This is a genomic window from Arthrobacter sp. A2-55, from assembly GCF_025548615.1.
Classification (GTDB): domain Bacteria; phylum Actinomycetota; class Actinomycetes; order Actinomycetales; family Micrococcaceae; genus Specibacter; species Specibacter silviterrae.
This window is the reverse complement of sequence record NZ_JAJLOZ010000001.1, coordinates 16,252-33,520: the sequence shown is the minus strand read 5'-3', so window position 1 is coordinate 33,520 and position 17,269 is coordinate 16,252. Positions and strand designations below refer to the sequence as shown.

Genomic DNA, 17,269 nt, shown 5'->3' with positions numbered 1-17,269 from the left:
AGGAGCCAGTTGTGAGTTTGCCATCGCTCTCAAACCAGGAACGCTCAGCTGCCCTGAAAAAAGCTGCGGCCGCCCGGACCAGGCGTTCGGAAACAAAGCGGGAGCTGAAGAACGGCAAGGTGAGCGTGGCGGCCGTCATTGCCGCTGCAGCCCATGAACCGGCACTGGGCAGGCTCAAGGTGAGCGATTTATTGGAAGCCCTACCGGGCATTGGAAAGGTACGTGCAACAGTGATTATGAGCGAGCTGGGGATAGCCCCAACCCGCCGGGTGAGGGGGCTGGGCGTGCACCAGCGCCGCACCCTTGTGGAGTACCTGGGACAGGACTCTTGAACGGGCCCGTCCTGCCGGTGGAAAATACCGTCCGCACCAAGGCCCGCAGCGGTGTGACTGTTCTGGCCGGTCCCACAGCCGTCGGCAAGGGCACGGTGTCCACCTTCATCCGTGACAATTACCCGCAGGTGTGGCTGTCCGTGTCTGCGACCACGCGCCCGGCCCGGCCCGGCGAGGTGGAAGGCGTCCACTACTTTTTCAAGACCGCCGAGGAATTCGACGCCCTGGTGGCGGCCGGCGAGCTGCTCGAGTGGGCCGTGGTCCACGGCGTCAACCGCTACGGCACGCTGCGCAGCACCGTCGAGGACGCCGTCGCGGCTGGCCGTTCGGTGCTCCTGGAGATCGACCTCCAGGGCGCCCGCCAGGTCAAACAGGCCATGCCGGAGGCCGACTTTGTGTTTCTTTCCCCGCCCAGCTGGCATGAACTTGTCCGCCGGCTGGTGGGCCGCGGCACGGAAAGTGCCCAGGAACAGCACCGCCGCCTGGAAACAGCTAAACTGGAACTTGCTGCCCAGCCGGAGTTTGACTACACCATCATCAACGATGAGGTAGGCCGCGCCGCAGCCGAGCTTGTCACCCTGATGGGCCTCACCCCCAGCCACCGTGACTAACAGGCGTCACCCATACATATTTTGGAGAAGCAATTGACTACACAACTCGAAGGCATCATCAACCCGCCCATCGACTCCCTGCTGGAGCGTTCGGACTCGAAGTACGGGCTGGTCATCTTTGGTGCCAAGCGCGCCCGGCAGATCAACGCGTACTACGCGCAGCTCCACGAGGGCCTGTTTGAGTATGTCGGCCCGCTGGTGGACACGAAGCTCAACGAAAAGTCGCTTTCCATCGCCTACCGTGAAATCGACGAGGGCCTGCTGGTCTCCACGCCGATCGAAACCGCCTAAGCGCCCCGCGCCGAGCCGGTGACCGTGCTGAACATTGTCCTGGGCGTGGGCGGCGGAATCGCCGCCTACAAGTCGGCCCTGCTGCTGCGCCTTTTCACCGAGGCCGGGCACCGGGTCACTGTCATCCCCACGGAGGCTTCCACGAAATTTGTGGGCGTGGCCACGTGGGAGGCACTCAGCGGGCAGCCGGTCACCAACGACGTATTCGATGCCGTTGACCAGGTCAACCATGTGCGCATCGGACACGAAGCGGACCTCATCGTGGTCGCCCCCGCCACGGCCGACCTCCTGGCCCGGGCCGCCGGCGGGCAGGCCAACGACCTCCTGACCACCACCTTGCTGATGGCCCGCGGGCCGGTGCTGTTTGCCCCCGCCATGCATACGGAAATGTGGCGGCACGCTGCCACGGCGGCCAATGTGGCCACCCTCCGCTCGCGCGGGGTGCACGTGCTGGAACCCGCCGTCGGACGGCTCACCGGCCCGGACACCGGCCCCGGCCGGCTGCCGGATCCCGAGGTGATCCTGGCTGCAGCCATGGAGCTGGTGGGCAGCCCGGCTGCCCCCAACACGCACGACGCCGGGTCCCCGGCTGGTGCCCGGCCGCTGGTGGGCCGTCAGGTGGTGATCACGGCAGGCGGCACGCGTGAACCGCTGGACCCCGTCCGCTTCCTGGGCAACAAGTCCTCCGGCAAGCAGGGCGTGGCGCTGGCCGAATCCGCCCTCGCAGCCGGTGCCGAGGTCACCTTCATTCACGGCCACATGGACGTCCCGGCCCCGGCCGGCGTGAAGGCGCAGTCCATCGAGACGGCGCTGGAACTGCGCTCGGCCACCCTCGCCGCAGCCGCCACGGCTGACGTCGTCATCATGGCTGCCGCCGTGGCCGACTTCCGCCCGGCCACCATTTCCACCGGCAAGATCAAAAAGCGCGACGACGTGGCGGATCCCGTCATCAAGCTGGTCCGCAACCCGGACATCCTGGTGGAAATTGTGGCGCACCGTGCCGCCCAAAACCGCGCCCAGCTCATTGTGGGCTTCGCCGCTGAAACCGGCGACTCTGAATCCGACGCCCTCAGCTATGCGCAGGCAAAACTGCAGCGCAAGGGCTGTGACCTCCTGGTGGTCAACGAGGTCGGTCCGGGGGAGTCGGGCACCGAAAAGGTCTTCGGCCAGGACGGCAACCGGGTGGAAATCCTGGCCCTCGACGGTGCCGGCACCGTGCAGGCCGCCGGCAGCAAGCGCGAGGTGGCGGACGCCGTCGTGCGTGTCATAGCGGGGCGGCTCGGCAGCCCCTAGCCCGCCGTGTGTGAACGCGTGTTTCAAGCCAGGCCCCCTGCCAACGGGGCACGAACCAGAACCAAGTAGAGTGAATCAGTGACAACAGCGAACCCCCTGCGCCTTTTTACCTCCGAGTCAGTGACTGCGGGGCATCCGGACAAGATCTGCGACCAAATCAGCGACGCCATCCTGGACGCGCTGCTCGCCGAGGACCCCGATTCCCGCGTGGCTGTGGAAACCATGGCCACCACGGGCCTGGTGCACGTGGCCGGCGAGGTCACCACCAACGCGTATGTGGAAATTCCGCAGATTGTCCGCAACACCATCCTGGACATCGGTTACGACTCTTCCGCGAACGGTTTCGACGGCGCCCGCTGCGGCGTCTCAGTCTCCATCGGCCAGCAGTCACAGGACATCTTTGACGGCGTGTTCAATTCCCTGGAGGTGCGTGAAGGCACCGCGGTGGATGAGGACGACGCCCAGGGCGCCGGCGACCAGGGCCTGATGTTTGGCTATGCCAGCAATGAGACTGCGTCCTACATGCCCACCCCCATTTTCCTGGCACACCGCCTCTCCGAGCGCTTGACGGATGTCCGCAAGTCCGGGCAGCTGGCCTACCTGCGCCCCGACGGCAAGACCCAGGTGACCATCGGGTACGACGGCGACGTCCCCGTCTCCGTGGACACCGTGGTCATTTCCAGCCAGCACGCCGAAGGCACCTCTCTGGACAGGCTCCGTGCGGACCTGCAGGAATTTGTCATTGCGCCCGTCATGGACGCCTCCGGACTGGACCTTTCCGCCATGAAGGCCCACCTGAACCCCGCAGGCGCCTTTGTGGTGGGTGGTCCCGTGGGCGATGCCGGGCTGACCGGGCGGAAGATCATTGTTGACACCTACGGCGGCATGGCACGCCATGGCGGCGGCGCGTTCTCCGGCAAGGACCCGTCAAAGGTGGACCGCTCGGCCGCCTACGCCATGCGCTGGGTTGCCAAGAATGTGGTGGCGGCCGGGCTGGCGTCCCGCGCCGAGGTCCAGGTGGGCTATGCCATCGGCGTTGCGCGGCCCGTGGGGATTTATGTGGAGACGTTTGGCACCGAGACCGTGGACCCGCGTCGGATTGAGCAGGCCATCGAGTCCGTCTTTGACCTCCGCCCGCGCCCCATCATCCGGGACCTGGACCTCAAGCGCCCCATTTACGCCAAGACGGCCGCGCACGGCCACTTTGGCCGTGACGACCCCGACTTCACGTGGGAAAACCTTGACCGTGTGGATGCCCTGAAGGCCTTTTTCAACGCCTAGGCCCCGCCCGGGGCGCATTTGGGCCCGGGTTGTCCACAGCCAAGCACAGCGGCCGGCAATTTGTCGGCAGGCTGTGCTTAGCTGGTTTCAGGGGCAATACCGCCCCGGCTTGCGGCCACCGTGGCTGCCCGCCGTTGCTACAGGAGGGAGGACGCCATGGCAGCGCACCAGGAACCGGGCGTCCAGCTGACCCTCCTGAGCGGCTTTGTGGGCCGCGAGCGGGTGGCTGACCCGCACAGCGGCGTGGAATTGGCACCGGCGCTGCCCGTGGCCCAGGTGGTGATTGACTCAGCACTGCCGCACCTTGACAGGGTCTTTGACTATTCCGTCCCCAAAGAGCTGGACGCAGACGCGCAGCCGGGTGTGCGCGTGCGGGTCAAGTTCTCCGGACAGGACCTCAACGGCTTTCTGGTTGGCCGTGCTGAGCATTCGGAATCCGAGCGCCTGGTGCCGCTGTCCCGGGTTTATTCGGCAGTTCCCGTGCTGGCCCCGCAGGTGCTGGAACTGGCCCGCCGGGTGGCCGCCCGCTATAGCGGCACGGTGGCTGATGTGCTGCGCGTTGCAGTGCCGCCCCGCGTGGCCAGCCTGGACAAGGGGTATCTGAAACAATTGCAGGAGCGCGCGGACGCTGCCGCACTTGCAGGCGCCCCGGCCGCGCCCGGCAAGGGCCTGGACGCCGGTGTGCCGGGGGGACGTGCCGTGCCGGCGCCCCCGCCGGCGGCGCACCCGGGCCATTCCCTGTTCCGCGGCTATGCACATGCCGAGGACTTTCTCACCCGCCTGGCCATGGGGGCGTCGCCCAAGGCGGTGCTGCAGTCGCTGTCCGGGTACGGCCCTGCCTCCTGGCACCACCAGCTTGCCCAGGCCGCGGCCTACTGCCAGCTGTCCGGCCGCGGCGCCATTGTGGTGGTGCCCGACCTCCGCGACCTGGAACTGCTGGAGAAGGCCTGTGCTTCTGTGCTGCCGGCCGGCAGTTTCGTGAAGCTCACGGCCGACGACGCCCCGAGCCTGCGCTACGACAACTTTCTTCGCGTGCTCAGCGGCGATGTAAAGATAGTCATCGGGACCCGTTCCGCCGCCTATGCCCCCGTCACCGACCTGGGCCTGGTGTGCTGCTGGGACGACGGCGACGAGCTCCACCTTGAACGCCGGACGCCGTACCAGCACAGCCGCGACGTCCTGCTGCTGCGCTCGGAGGTGGAGGACACGGCCGTGCTCATGGCCTGCCACAGCCGCAGCATGGAGTCCCAGCGGCTGGTGGCCACCGGGTGGGCCCAGTCCCTGGTCGCTGAACGTCCCGTGGCACGGACGGAGACTGCCCGCGTGGTCAGCACCGCTGACAGCTGGGAACAGGAGCGCGATCCGCTGGCATCGCTGGCGCGGCTGCCCCACCGCGCCTGGGAAAGCGCCCGGGCCGCCCTCAAGTCCGGGCCGGTGCTGGTCCAGGTGGCCCGCACGGGCTACGCACCCGCACTTGCCTGCCAACGTTGCCGGGAGGCGGCCAGGTGCACGGAGTGCACGGGGCCGCTCATGCAGTCCCGGGCACCTGGTTCCAGCCAGGTGCTGGTCACATGCCGCTGGTGCGGCCGGGCGGAAACGTCCTTCAGCTGCCCCACCTGCGGGAACCACACCTTGCGCGCCTCTGCCGTGGGTGCGCTGCGGACTGCGGAGGAACTGGGGCGTGCCTTTCCGTCGGTTCCCGTCATTTCCTCGGCCGGTGACCACGTCAAGGCCGTTGTCCCTGACCGGCCGGCCATTGTGGTTGCCACCGTCGGCGCGGAACCGGTGGCCCCGAGGGGCTACGCGGCAGCCCTGCTTCTGGACGGTGACGCGATGCTCCGGCGCGAATCCCTGCGCTCGGGGGAAGACACCCTGCGGCGCTGGATGAATGCCGCGGCGCTGGTGCGACCGGCCAGGGAGGGCGGCACAGTGGTTGTCACGGCGGACGACTCCATCGAGGTGCAGGCACTGGTCCGGTGGGATCCGGCCGGCTACGCGGAGCGCGAGTTCGGGCTGCGCCATGAGCTGGGGCTGCCCCCGGCCGTGCGGGTGGCGGCACTGACCGGGGCGGAAGCCGATGTTGTTGCCTTCGCGGCTGCCCTGGACCTGCCGGAATCCGCACGGACAGTGGGGCCGGCACCGGTGCCGGGCTCCTACGGTGCCCGCCCGGGCGTTGACGGGGACAGCGCCCCCGACTACCGGACTCTGGTCTTCTTCCCCTACGCCATGGCCGCCACCGTCACGGGTGCCATGCGTGCCCTGAAGGCCGCCAACGCCGCCCGCAAGGTGGGATCCGCCGTGCAGGTCCGCTGCGACGGCGTTGACGTCATCTAAAGTTCCCTGCCCCGTTCTCAGTGCCGGCTTCTCAGTGCCCGGTTCTCAGTGCCCGGGCCGCAGCTCCCCGGCGATGGCGAGCAACTCCTTGGCGGAGGCCTCCCAACTGAAGGTGCCCGCCTGGGCGACCGACGCCGTCGAGCATTCCTGCCATGCGGCATGGTCGTCCAGGGCGCGCACGGCGGCGGCAAATGCGGTCGGCGAGTCTGCCGGCACGTAACGGGCGGCGGCTCCCCCCACTTCGCGGAAAATGTCCGTGTCGGCCACCACCACGGGCGTGCCGAGTGCCATGGCCTCGACCAGCGGGAGGCCGTAGCCTTCCGCCTTGGACAGCGTGACGAGGGCCGTGGCGCGCAGCAGCATGTCGTCGTATACGGCATCCGTAACGCCATTGTGGAATTCCACGGCGGCACCGGCGGGAACCAGCGCTGAGAGTTCGGCCCGGCGCTGCGGGGTGATCCGGCTGAGCAGGTGAAGGGTGAAATCAGGCAGTTCCGCCATGCCGGCAATGAGCGTTTCAACGTTCTTGTACGGCATGAACGAGCCCATGTAGACCAGGGACTTGTCCGGGACAACGGCAGGGTCCCGGGGCACGCGGTTGCCTTGCGGGGCGTTGCCGACAATGCGGATGGGCTTGCGCGTGAGCCGGAACTTGTTCATCAGCCCCAGCGTGGTCTCACTGATGGTTGCCACCACGTCAGCACGGTTCAACAGCAGCCGCTGCGGCCAGTACGCCTTGTGGTACAGCCGCCACAGCACGCGCACGGGCGCCGGCAGGAAGCCGGGAGGGGCCGGGTGCTCATAGTAGATGAGGTCGTGGAGGGTCAGCACCAGGGGGTACTTCCGGCCCCAGCTGCCCATGGTCTGCATCGGGCAAAACACCAGCCCGGCGCCCAGTTTGTTCACGTGCCGCGCCACAAACAGCTCCATGGGCGACAGCGGCGAATTGATCTTCACCCACGGCAGCTCCGGCAGCAGGGCCAGCTGGCGCTCGTCATGAATGAGCATGGTCACGTCGGCAAAAGGCGCGACGGCGGCCATGAGGCTTGCGCCGTAGCGGCTGATGCCGTCGTGGTGGTCCAGGCGGGTAAAGCGGGCGTCAAAGACAATCTTGGGCCTGCCGGCCGGGGACGGGCCTCCGGCCGGGCCGGGTTCGTTGCTGGCTGTCACGGGGCTGGGTGCCTTTCCAGGAAGCTGTTGATGGCCCGCGCCGCGGGCCCGGGGGTTTCATAGTGGATCAGGTGGCCGACGTCGTCGATCACCACCAGCTCTGCGTCCGGCAGCAGCCCCAGAAGCTTGTGCTGAGTGGGGAGCGTGGCGATTTCATCCTCGGCGCCAGCAATGAGCAGCACCGGGAGGGTCAGCTGCGCAGCAACTTCCCGGACCGTGCCGCCCACGGAGGCGCGGAAGGATTCCAGCAGCATGTCGCGGTCGGCAAAGTCGCTGAAGTAGGCGTGGTGCTGGCCGTGGATGAACGCCAGCAGCCGGGGGTCCCGGGTCTTGGCCATGGTGATGCTCATGACGTGAACAATGAGCCAGCTGCGCAGCAGGGCGTTGCCGAGGGGGCGGGGCAACCTCGCTGCGGCCCAGTAATAGAAGATGGCCAGTTTCGTCATGATGCCCTTGGGCCCCTCCAGGGCGGGGGAGGCGATGGGGTTGACCAGGACCAGGGGGAACACGCGGTGCGGGTGGGAGGCGGCAAAGTGTGCGGCCACAATGGAGCCAAAGGAGTGGCCCAGCAGCACTGTGCCGGTGCCGAGGGCCAGTGAGTCCAGGAATCCCGCCAGGAATGCGCCGTAGCCCGCCACGCTGTGTTCACCGTGTGCAAAGGCGGGGGAGCTGCCAAAGCCGGGGAGGTCCGGCATGATGACGCGGTGGTCGGGAAGCAGTTCCACCACGCGTTCCAGCCCGTGGTGGTCTCCGCGGAAGCCGTGCACCATGACGATGGTGCGTGTGGCCGCAGTCCACACGAGAGGCGCATAGTCCCAGTAGTGCACTTGGGTTCCGTCCACGTCCACAGTGTTTTCCGTGGCGCGGGCGGACAGGTCCACGGTGACAGGCGTGCCTGCGGGCGCGGTGCGCGGTTTCAGGAAGGCCATGTGCGGCTAGTTCACGTTGTTGGGGTCGGAGCCGGAGCGCCGCCCGCTGTCCAGGGCTGCAATGGCGGCCATGTCGGCCTCGCTGAGCGAAAAGTCAAAAACGTGCAGGTTCTCGGCAATCCGGGCCGGGCTGCTTGCCTTGGGAATGACCAGGTGCCCGGACTGGACGTGCCAGCGCAGCACGATCTGCGCCGTCGAACGCCCGTGGCCGGCGGCCATGGCGGCGAGCACGGGATCCTCCAGGAGCTGTCCGCGGGCCAGCGGGCTCCACGCCTGGGTGGTGATGCCCAGTTCGGCATGGAGGGCACGGAGTTCGCGCTGCTGCAGCCAGGGGTGGAGTTCCACCTGGTTCACCGCCGGGACCACGCTGGTGGCGTCCAGCAGGCGGTGCAGGTGGTCGGGTTCGAAGTTGCTGACGCCGATGGCCCGCACCCGGCCCTCCTGGTAGAGGGTCTCCAGCGCCTTGTAGGTGGGGATGAACAGGTCCTGTTCGGGGCACGGCCAGTGGATCAGGAACATGTCCATGTAGTCCAGTCCCAGCCGGGACATGGACTCGCCGAAGGCGGCCAGGGTGGAATCGTAGCCGTGGCGGTCATTCCAGACCTTGGAAGTGACAAAGAGGTCCTCCCGCGGCGTTCCTGCCATGACGGCGGCGTTGACAGCCCTGCCCACGCCCTCTTCGTTGCCATAGAGTGCGGCCGTGTCCACGGTGCGGTAGCCGGCGTCGATGGCCGTGGAGACAAGGTTGGCGCAATCTTCCGCCGGGACCTTGTACACGCCGTAGCCGAGCTGGTCGATCGTGACGCCGTTGTTGAGGGTGGTTTTGGGTGCCATGTGCATACCTACGACTCTAGACGAGCGGCGCGGGCCGGGGGGAACCCGCGCGCGGGGACCGTCCCCCGTGCGGCCGGCCCGGCGGCCTCCCGCTACAGGCCGTCCAGGCTGTTGAGGAAGCCAAAGATGGGGTCCGACTGCGCCGATTCCTGCTCCACGAGTTCACGGGCGGTGGTTTCGTCCAGGATCAGCTCGGTGGCCAGTCCGGCTGCGAGCGCGCCGCGCAGTCCCTTGATTTTCTTGGCGCCGGAAACCACGCAGATTCGACGGCGGATCTTGCGCAGGCTGGCCAGGCTGGGCCCGCTGGAGCGTTCGTTGAGCATGATGCCCTCGTCGCTGCCGTCGTCGCGGAAGAAGACTGTGGCGACGTCCCCGGCCACGCCGCTGGCCTCGAGGTCGTCTATGTCGGTGGAGTCCAGGTATCCGCCGGTGTAGACGTGGCTGGGCACCTCGGCGTCGATGGAGCCCACACCGAAGATGGCGATGGTCACGCGCGATTGCAACTCCAGGATGCGCTGGACGCTGCGTTCCTCCCACATGAGGCGCTTCGTCTCGGCGCGGTCAAAGAACGCGGGCACGGGGAACTGTTCCACCTTGGCCCCATAGGCGGTGCCAAACCGGCGGATAATCTCGGAGGCGTAGGTAATGCCGGATGTCTGGGTGTTGCCGGCCCCGTTCAGCTGGACAATGGTTGTGCCGTGGGTGGTCTTGCGCGTCAGGTGGCGACTGACGGCACTGAGCGTGGACCCCCAGGCCACGCCGATGACGGCGTTGGAGTCCACCAGCGGGGTGATGGTGCGGGCCGCCTGCATGCTGACGCGGTCCAGCACGTCCATCTCATTGAGCGTGTCCGCCACGGGCACCACGTGCACATCCACCTTGTAGCGCCGGCGGATGACGCGTTCCAATTCCGGCGCCAGGTCCGCCGGGGTCTTGATCTGGACCTGCACCAGGCCGCTGTCCCGTGCGGCTGAGAGCAGCCGGGAGACGGTGGAACGGGAGGTCCGCAGCTCGCGCGCAATGGCATCCATGGTCTGGTCCTGCAGATAGTACATTTGTGCAGCACGGAGGGTATCCGACTGTTTTGAACGCTTGGCGGGCATGTGACGCACGACCTTTCTGCACGTTTGTGCATGCTGGTTGACTATTTTTTTCACCTCCCCCAACAATAGTTGGAACAGGCGCCCAGAGCGCAGAGAAACGGGACTCGATTGAGGTCAACGTGGGAATCCTTGGCAATGCCGGCAAGAATGCAGCTGCGGACAAGGGGGAGGCCGTCACACGCCCCCAGGTGGAGGCGCTGCGCAGCAGGCCCCACGCGCAGGTGCTCATCATCGGCGGCGGCATCAACGGCGTGGGGACATTCCGCGACCTGGCCCTGCAGGGGGTCGAGGTGGCGCTGGTGGAGCGCGGCGACTACTGCCAGGGGGCCTCGGGCGCCTCTTCCCACATGATCCACGGTGGCATCCGGTACCTGGAGAACGGTGAATTCCGCCTGGTCCGGGAATCCGTCGTGGAGCGCAACCGCCTCCTGAAGATCGCCCCGCACTACGTCAAGCCACTCAAGACCACCATCCCCATCTTCAGCACGTTCTCCGGCATCCTCGCGGCCCCGGTGCGCTTCCTCACCCACAAGCAGGGCAAGCCCCAGGAGCGCGGGGCCTTCCTGATCAAGGCGGGGCTGACCATGTACGATTCCTTCTCGCGCGACGGCGGCACTGTTCCCCGCCATGAATTCAAGGGGCGCAGCAAGGCCCTGGCCGAGCTCCCCGCCCTGAACCCCGGCATCAAGTACGCGGCCACCTATTACGACGCGTCAGTGCACAACCCGGAACGCCTCACCCTTGACGTGCTCCAGGACGGCGAAAAGGCCGGGCTGGCGGGCGGGGGTGCAGCAGGCGCCGCGCGTGCGCGCGCCACCAACTACCTGGCCGCCACGGCGGTCACGGCCGACGGCGTGGAACTCACCGACCAGCTCACCGGAGAGTCCTTCACGTTCACCGCAGATGTCATCGTCAACACCACCGGCGCCTGGGTGGACGCGACCAACACGGCCATGGGAGCCGAAACCCGTTTCATGGGCGGCACCAAGGGCTCCCACATCGTCCTGGACCACCCAGGCCTGCTGGCCGCGTGCAACGGCCGGGAAATCTTTTTCGAGCACACCGACGGGCGCATCGTGCTGATCTACCCCATGGGCGATCGCGTGCTGGTCGGCACCACCGACGTCAATGCCGACATGGCCAAGGATGCCGTGTGCACGGAGGAGGAGATCGACTACTTCTTCGACCTCATCGGCCACGTGTTCCCCGAAATCCCCGTCACGCGCAATGAAATCGTGTACACCTTCTCCGGTGTGCGCCCCCTGCCGCGACATGACGAAACGGCCCCCGGCTTCGTCTCCCGCGACTACCGGATCGAGCGTTCCGACCGGGCCGTTGCAGGCGCCACGGTGCCCGTGCTGAGCCTGGTCGGCGGGAAGTGGACCACCTTCCGCGCCCTGTCCGAGCACCTGGCCAATGACGTGCTCGCCATCCTGGGCGCCGAAAGGAAAACCTCGACGGCGAAGCTCGCCATTGGCGGGGGCGCCGGCTTCCCTGCCACCGACGCCGGCGTCGAGGCCTGGATTGCCGCGCATGCCACCGGCGCCATCAGCGCAAGCCGCGCCGGGGTGCTGCTGACGCGCTACGGCACCCGGGCGGACACGGTCATCGCCTACCTGTCCGCGGGCGCGGCTGCGGACGTGCCCTTTGAATCGACCCATGAGCTGAGCACGCGCGAAATTGCGTTCATGGTGGAGCACGAACAGATCGGCCACCTGGTGGACGTGCTGATCCGCCGCACCTCCCTTGCCTTCCGCGGCCTGGTGACCGCCGAGTTGCTGGCCGAGACTGCCGCTGCCCTCGCCGGGCCGCTGGGCTGGTCCAAGGCGAAGCAGCAGCAGGAGATCCGCCACGCCGAAGATGTCCTGGACCGTTTCCACGGAGTTCAGGTTCAAAGCTTGATTGCCTAAGTGCCCCTTCGGGGAACGGGGTTCAAGAACGGCGGGCCGGCAGCGGCCCGCCATACACAACAAAATATAGAAGGAGTCAAAGATGTCTCTAGGAATAGTGTTCCTGTCAGAGGTGATGGGAACCATGATGCTCACCTTGCTCGGTTGCGGCGTGGTCGCCAATGTGGCATTGAAGGGCACCAAGGGCAATGCCGGCGGGTTCCACCTCGTCAACTGGGGATGGGGCCTGGCCGTCATGGCAGGCGTTTTCGTTGCCGCGAAATCCGGCGCACAGCTTAACCCGGCGGTCACCGTGGGCGTCTGGCTCAGCGGCGGCAAGGAATTTGCCCCGGGCGTCCCCGTGGACGCCGCCAGCATCTTCACCTCGATCAGCGGTGAACTGGTGGGTGCCTTCCTCGGCGCAGTGTTCTGCTGGGTTGCCTACAAGCAGCACTTCGACGAGGAGCCCGACGCCGCAACCAAGCTGGGCGTGTTCTCCACCGGCCCGGCCATCCGCAGCTACGGCTGGAATGTGGCCACGGAAATCATCGGCACCTTTGTGCTGGTCTTCGTCATCCTGCTGTTCGGCAAGAGCGCCGCAGGGCTTGGCCCGCTGCCCGTTGCCCTGCTGGTTGTAGGCATCGGCGCCTCCCTCGGTGGGCCCACCGGCTACGCCATCAACCCCGCCCGCGACCTGGGCCCCCGCATTGCCCACGCGCTGCTGCCCATCAAGGGCAAGGGTTCCAGCGACTGGGCCTACTCGTGGGTTCCGATCGTCGGACCTCTCGTCGGCGGCGCACTGGGCGGGCTGATGGCCAACTGGATGCCACTGCTCGTGAAGTAGCCCTTGTAGCACGCAGGGGATTGAAGTAGACCTTGAAGTAGCGGTTGCAATCGCGGTTGCAGCCAAGTACCAACCGCAGGCTGTACAAACAAAGGAACAATGATGTCTCAGTACGTAATTGCCATTGACCAGGGGACCACCAGCAGTCGCGCCATCGTGTTCGACCACGACGGCAACATCGTCTCCACGGGCCAGCTTGAGCACGAGCAGATCTTCCCCAAGGCAGGCTGGGTGGAGCACAACGCCACCGAAATCTGGAACAACACCCGTGAGGTGATCGGCACGGCACTGGCGCAGGCAAACCTCACCCGCCACGACATCGTCGGCGTCGGCATCACCAACCAGCGCGAGACCGCCGTCGTCTGGGACAAGACCACCGGCGTCCCGGTGTACAACGCCATTGTCTGGCAGGACACCCGCACCCAGGACATCGTTGACGAGCTGGCGGCCGACGGCGGCGTGGAGCGTTTTAAGGACAAGGTGGGCCTGCCGCTGGCCACCTACTTCTCCGGCACCAAGATCAAGTGGATCCTGGACAACGTTGACGGCGCCCGCGCCAAGGCGGAGGCCGGGGACCTGCTCTTTGGCAACACCGACAGCTGGGTGACCTGGAACCTGACCGGCGGCGTGGACGGCGGTGTGCACATCACCGATGTCACCAACGCCTCGCGCACCATGTTCATGGACCTGGAAACCCTCCAGTGGGACGATGACATCCTTGCAGTCTTCGGCGTGCCGAAGTCCATGATGCCTGCCATCAAGTCCTCTTCCGAGGTTTACGGCACGGTCCACGGCAGCCAGCTGCTGCGCGAGGTCCCCGTGGCCGGCATCCTGGGCGACCAGCAGGCCGCCACGTTCGGGCAGGCTGCCTTTGGCACCGGCGAGGCCAAGAACACCTACGGCACCGGCTGCTTCCTGATCTTCAACACGGGCGAGGAAATCGTCCACTCGAAGAACGGCCTGCTGACCACGCTGGGCTACAAGCTTGGCGACGCCAAGCCGCACTACGCGCTGGAGGGCTCCATCGCCGTCACCGGCTCGCTCATCCAGTGGCTGCGCGACAACATCGGCATGATCAAGACGGCGCCGGAGGTGGAGGAACTGGCGGCCGCTGTCGAGGACAATGGTGGCGTCTACATCGTCCCCGCGTTCTCCGGCCTGTTCGCGCCGTATTGGCGCGCGGACGCCCGCGGCGCCATTGTGGGCCTGACCCGCTTTGTCAACAAGAACCACATCGCCCGGGCGGCGCTGGAGGCCACCGCGTTCCAGACCCGCGAGGTGCTCGACGCCGTCAACGCCGACTCGGGAGTGGACCTGACGGAACTGAAGGTCGACGGCGGCATGGTTGCCAACGACGCCCTCATGCAGTTCCAGGCGGACATCCTCGGCGTGCCGGTGATCCGCCCGAAGGTCACCGAGACCACGGCGCTTGGGGCGGCCTACGCGGCCGGCCTGGCTGTCGGTTTCTGGAATGACCTGGGCGAGCTCTCCAGCAACTGGTCGGAGGACAAGCGCTGGGTCCCGCAAATGGATGCCGCCGAGCGCGACCGCCAGATGCGCCTGTGGAAGAAGGCAGTCACCAAGTCCATGGACTGGGTTGACGAAGACGTGAAGTAGCGACCGGGTCCGGGCACCGCCCGAAGCACCCCGGCGGGGGCCCGCCTTCCCTGGGAAGGCGGGCCCCCGCCGTCGTTCTTCAAGTGCGCTAAAGTAAAGGAATGCACAACTTCCTCCTCCTTACCTAGCCGCAACCACCGAAGCGGCCGCCCCTTGCCATGTCGAGGGGCTTTTGTGTGTAAAGGGCAGGGCAGGGCAGTGCAGGAAGCCATTGATGAATGAAAAGGCAGGGTACGTGAGCGTGCAGTCCCAGACGGAAGAGAACAGCGAAGAGGGCGTCTACAGTTTCGCCGCGATGGAGGCCAAGTGGCCGGCCGTCTGGGAGGAATTGAAGGTCTTCACCCCGCTCGACGACGGCTCCAAGGAACGCCGCTACGTCCTGGACATGTTCCCATACCCCTCCGGCGACCTCCACATGGGCCACGCGGAGGCGTTTGCCATGGGCGACGTGGTCTCCCGGTACTGGCGCCAGCTCGGCTTTGACGTACTGCACCCGATCGGCTGGGACTCTTTTGGCCTGCCGGCGGAAAACGCCGCCATCAAGCGCAACGCCCACCCCAGCGAGTGGACCTACGCAAACATAGACACCCAGGCGGAGTCCTTCAAGCGCTACGCCATTTCCGTGGACTGGTCCCGCCGGCTGCAGACCTCAGACCCCGAGTACTACCGCTGGACGCAGTGGCTGTTCACGCGCTTCTACCAGCGCGGCCTGGCCTACCGCAAGGATTCCCCCGTCAACTGGTGCCCCAAGGACCAGACGGTGCTCGCAAACGAACAGGTGGTCAACGGCGCCTGCGAACGCTGCGGAACCATTGTGACGAAGAAGTCGCTGAACCAGTGGTACTTCAAGATCACCGACTATGCGGACCGCCTGCTCGATGACATGGACGCGCTCAAAGGCAACTGGCCGGACCGCGTGCTGGCCATGCAGAAAAACTGGATCGGCCGCTCCGAGGGCGCCCACGTGCGGTTTGTGATTGAGGCTGCCGGCGCCGGGAAGCCCGAGCAGGAACTGACCGTCTTCACCACCCGTCCGGACACACTCTACGGGGCCACGTTCTTTGTGGTGGCCGCCGATGCCCCCCTGGCCCTGGAACTGGTGACGGCCGAGCACGCCGAGGCGCTCAGCGACTACCGCGAGCAGGTCAAGGCCCTGAGCGACATCGAGCGCCAGTCCACCGAACGCACCAAGACGGGCGTCTTCACGGGCCGCTACGCCATCAACCCGCTAACCTCCGAATTGCTGCCCGTCTGGGCGGCCGACTATGTCCTGGCCGACTACGGCACGGGCGCCATCATGGCCGTGCCCGCCCACGACCAGCGCGACCTCGACTTCGCCAAGGCCTTCGGCCTGCCAGTCCGCGCCGTCCTGGACACCGGCGAGGAAGACCCCGCCGCGACCGGCACCGCCACCACCGGCGAGGGCACCCTGATCAACTCCGGCGAGCTCAACGGCCTGTCCAAGGCCGAAGCCATTCCGGCCGCCATCGCCATCCTGGAGAAGCTGGGCACGGGCGAAAAATTCGTCAACTTCCGCCTCCGCGACTGGCTGCTCTCCCGCCAGCGCTTCTGGGGCACCCCCATCCCCATCATCCACTGCCCCGACTGCGGCGAGGTGCCGGTGCCGGATGACCAGCTGCCCGTGCGCCTGCCGGACAACCTGCGCGGCGAGTCCCTGGCGCCGAAGGGCACCTCGCCGCTGGCCGCAGCAGCAGAGTGGGTCAACGTGAGCTGCCCCCGGTGCGGCGGCGCGGCCAAGCGCGACACCGACACCATGGACACGTTTGTGGATTCGTCCTGGTACTTCCTGCGCTTCGTCTCCCCGCAGTACACGGATGGCCCCTTCGACCCGGCCAAAGTCAACGACTGGATGCCGGTGGGCCAATACGTGGGCGGCGTGGAGCACGCCATCCTGCACCTGCTCTACGCCCGCTTCTTCACCAAGGTCATCCACGACATGGGCATGCTGGAGGCCACCGAGCCGTTCAGCCGCCTGTTGAACCAAGGCCAGGTGCTCAATGGCGGCAAGGCCATGAGCAAGTCGCTGGGCAACGGTGTGGACCTGGGCCAGCAGCTGGACCGCTACGGGGTCGACGCCGTCCGGCTCACCATGGTCTTTGCCGGGCCCCCGGAGGACGACGTCGACTGGGCCGACGTGTCGCCGTCGGGCTCGGCAAAGTTCCTGGCGCGCGCCTGGCGCCTGGCCCACAGCGTGGCCAGTGCCACCGGAACGGACCCGTCCACGGGGGATGCCGCCCTGCGGTCACTGACGCACCGCACCATCCATGAGGCCAAGGCCCTGCTGGAAGGCCACAAGTTCAACGTGGTGGTGGCCAAGCTCATGGAGCTGGTCAATGCCACCCGCAAGGTCATCGACTCCGGATCCGGGCCCGCCGATCCGGCCGTCCGTGAGGCCGCCGAGGCCGTGGCGATCCTGCTGAGCCTCTTCGCCCCCTACACGGCCGAGGACATGTGGAACGTGCTGGGCCACCCGGCCTCCGTGGCGAATGCAGGCTTCCCGCAGGTCGACGAGTCCCTGCTGGTCCAGCAGAGCATCACGGCCATCGTGCAGATCCAGGGCAAGGTCCGCGACCGCCTCGAGGTGTCCCCGGACATCAGCGAGGAAGAGTTGCGCGAACTGGCCCTGGCCTCCGCGACCGTGCAAAAGGCCCTTGACGGGCGGGGGATCCGGACGGTCATTGTCCGGGCGCCCAAGCTGGTCAACATCGTTCCCGCGTAGG

General features: G+C 66.8%; 14 protein-coding genes. 10 read left to right on the top strand and 4 right to left on the bottom strand.

Annotation, left to right across the window (positions count from 1 at the left end; translation table 11 throughout):
• Nucleotides 1-11 precede the first annotated feature (11 nt).
• The 6 genes from mihF to LPN03_RS00120 all read left to right on the top strand — a co-directional run bounded on the left by mihF (nucleotide 12) and on the right by LPN03_RS00120 (nucleotide 6,142).
• Entirely contained in the window at nucleotides 12-332 is a 321-nt protein-coding gene (gene mihF / locus LPN03_RS00145) for an integration host factor, actinobacterial type (RefSeq protein ID WP_262452331.1), read from the top strand.
• Nucleotides 329-943, top strand: coding sequence for a guanylate kinase (gene gmk / locus LPN03_RS00140; RefSeq protein WP_240901642.1), 615 nt, complete (start codon nucleotides 329-331; stop codon nucleotides 941-943). The genes mihF and gmk overlap by 4 nt, the downstream gene beginning before the upstream one ends.
• Nucleotides 944-976: 33 nt before the next feature.
• The gene (gene rpoZ / locus LPN03_RS00135; RefSeq protein WP_165180613.1) at nucleotides 977-1,234 is read left to right on the top strand and encodes a DNA-directed RNA polymerase subunit omega; all 258 of its coding nucleotides are present in this window, start codon (nucleotides 977-979) and stop codon (nucleotides 1,232-1,234) included.
• Between the two features lie 27 nt (nucleotides 1,235-1,261).
• Entirely contained in the window at nucleotides 1,262-2,527 is a 1,266-nt protein-coding gene (gene coaBC, locus LPN03_RS00130; RefSeq protein ID WP_165180642.1) for a bifunctional phosphopantothenoylcysteine decarboxylase/phosphopantothenate--cysteine ligase CoaBC, read from the top strand.
• Nucleotides 2,528-2,605: 78 nt separating this feature from the next.
• Nucleotides 2,606-3,808: a methionine adenosyltransferase gene (gene metK / locus LPN03_RS00125; protein WP_262452329.1), complete on the top strand. Its 1,203-nt coding sequence runs from the start codon at nucleotides 2,606-2,608 to the stop codon at nucleotides 3,806-3,808.
• 156 nt (nucleotides 3,809-3,964) lie between these two features.
• Complete coding sequence (locus tag LPN03_RS00120) at nucleotides 3,965-6,142, top strand: primosomal protein N' (protein WP_165180615.1); 2,178 nt, start codon at nucleotides 3,965-3,967, stop codon at nucleotides 6,140-6,142.
• Between the two features lie 45 nt (nucleotides 6,143-6,187).
• Here LPN03_RS00120 and LPN03_RS00115 read toward each other — a convergent pair whose 3' ends face one another.
• The 4 genes from LPN03_RS00115 to LPN03_RS00100 all read right to left on the bottom strand — a co-directional run bounded on the left by LPN03_RS00115 (nucleotide 6,188) and on the right by LPN03_RS00100 (nucleotide 10,130).
• Complete coding sequence (locus LPN03_RS00115; protein WP_262452328.1) at nucleotides 6,188-7,312, bottom strand: glycosyltransferase family 4 protein; 1,125 nt, start codon at nucleotides 7,310-7,312, stop codon at nucleotides 6,188-6,190.
• Nucleotides 7,309-8,241, bottom strand: a complete 933-nt coding sequence (locus LPN03_RS00110) for an alpha/beta fold hydrolase (protein WP_262452326.1) — start codon at nucleotides 8,239-8,241, stop codon at nucleotides 7,309-7,311. The genes LPN03_RS00115 and LPN03_RS00110 overlap by 4 nt, the downstream gene beginning before the upstream one ends.
• A 6-nt stretch (nucleotides 8,242-8,247) precedes the next feature.
• Nucleotides 8,248-9,081, bottom strand: coding sequence for an aldo/keto reductase (locus LPN03_RS00105; protein ID WP_262452324.1), 834 nt, complete (start codon nucleotides 9,079-9,081; stop codon nucleotides 8,248-8,250).
• An 86-nt stretch (nucleotides 9,082-9,167) separates the two neighbouring features.
• Complete coding sequence (locus LPN03_RS00100) at nucleotides 9,168-10,130, bottom strand: sugar-binding transcriptional regulator (RefSeq protein ID WP_370875201.1); 963 nt, start codon at nucleotides 10,128-10,130, stop codon at nucleotides 9,168-9,170.
• Nucleotides 10,131-10,303: 173 nt separating this feature from the next.
• Between LPN03_RS00100 and LPN03_RS00095 the strand changes: the two genes are divergently transcribed.
• The 4 genes from LPN03_RS00095 (at nucleotide 10,304) to leuS (ending at nucleotide 17,268) form a co-directional block, all read left to right on the top strand.
• Entirely contained in the window at nucleotides 10,304-12,088 is a 1,785-nt protein-coding gene (locus tag LPN03_RS00095) for a glycerol-3-phosphate dehydrogenase/oxidase (protein WP_410468538.1), read from the top strand.
• Between the two features lie 82 nt (nucleotides 12,089-12,170).
• Entirely contained in the window at nucleotides 12,171-12,911 is a 741-nt protein-coding gene (locus LPN03_RS00090) for an MIP/aquaporin family protein (RefSeq protein WP_165180619.1), read from the top strand.
• A gap of 102 nt (nucleotides 12,912-13,013) precedes the next feature.
• Nucleotides 13,014-14,528, top strand: coding sequence for a glycerol kinase GlpK (gene glpK / locus LPN03_RS00085; protein WP_262452323.1), 1,515 nt, complete (start codon nucleotides 13,014-13,016; stop codon nucleotides 14,526-14,528).
• Nucleotides 14,529-14,763: 235 nt separating this feature from the next.
• Nucleotides 14,764-17,268, top strand: coding sequence for a leucine--tRNA ligase (gene leuS, locus LPN03_RS00080; protein ID WP_410468537.1), 2,505 nt, complete (start codon nucleotides 14,764-14,766; stop codon nucleotides 17,266-17,268).
• Nucleotide 17,269 lies beyond the last annotated feature (1 nt).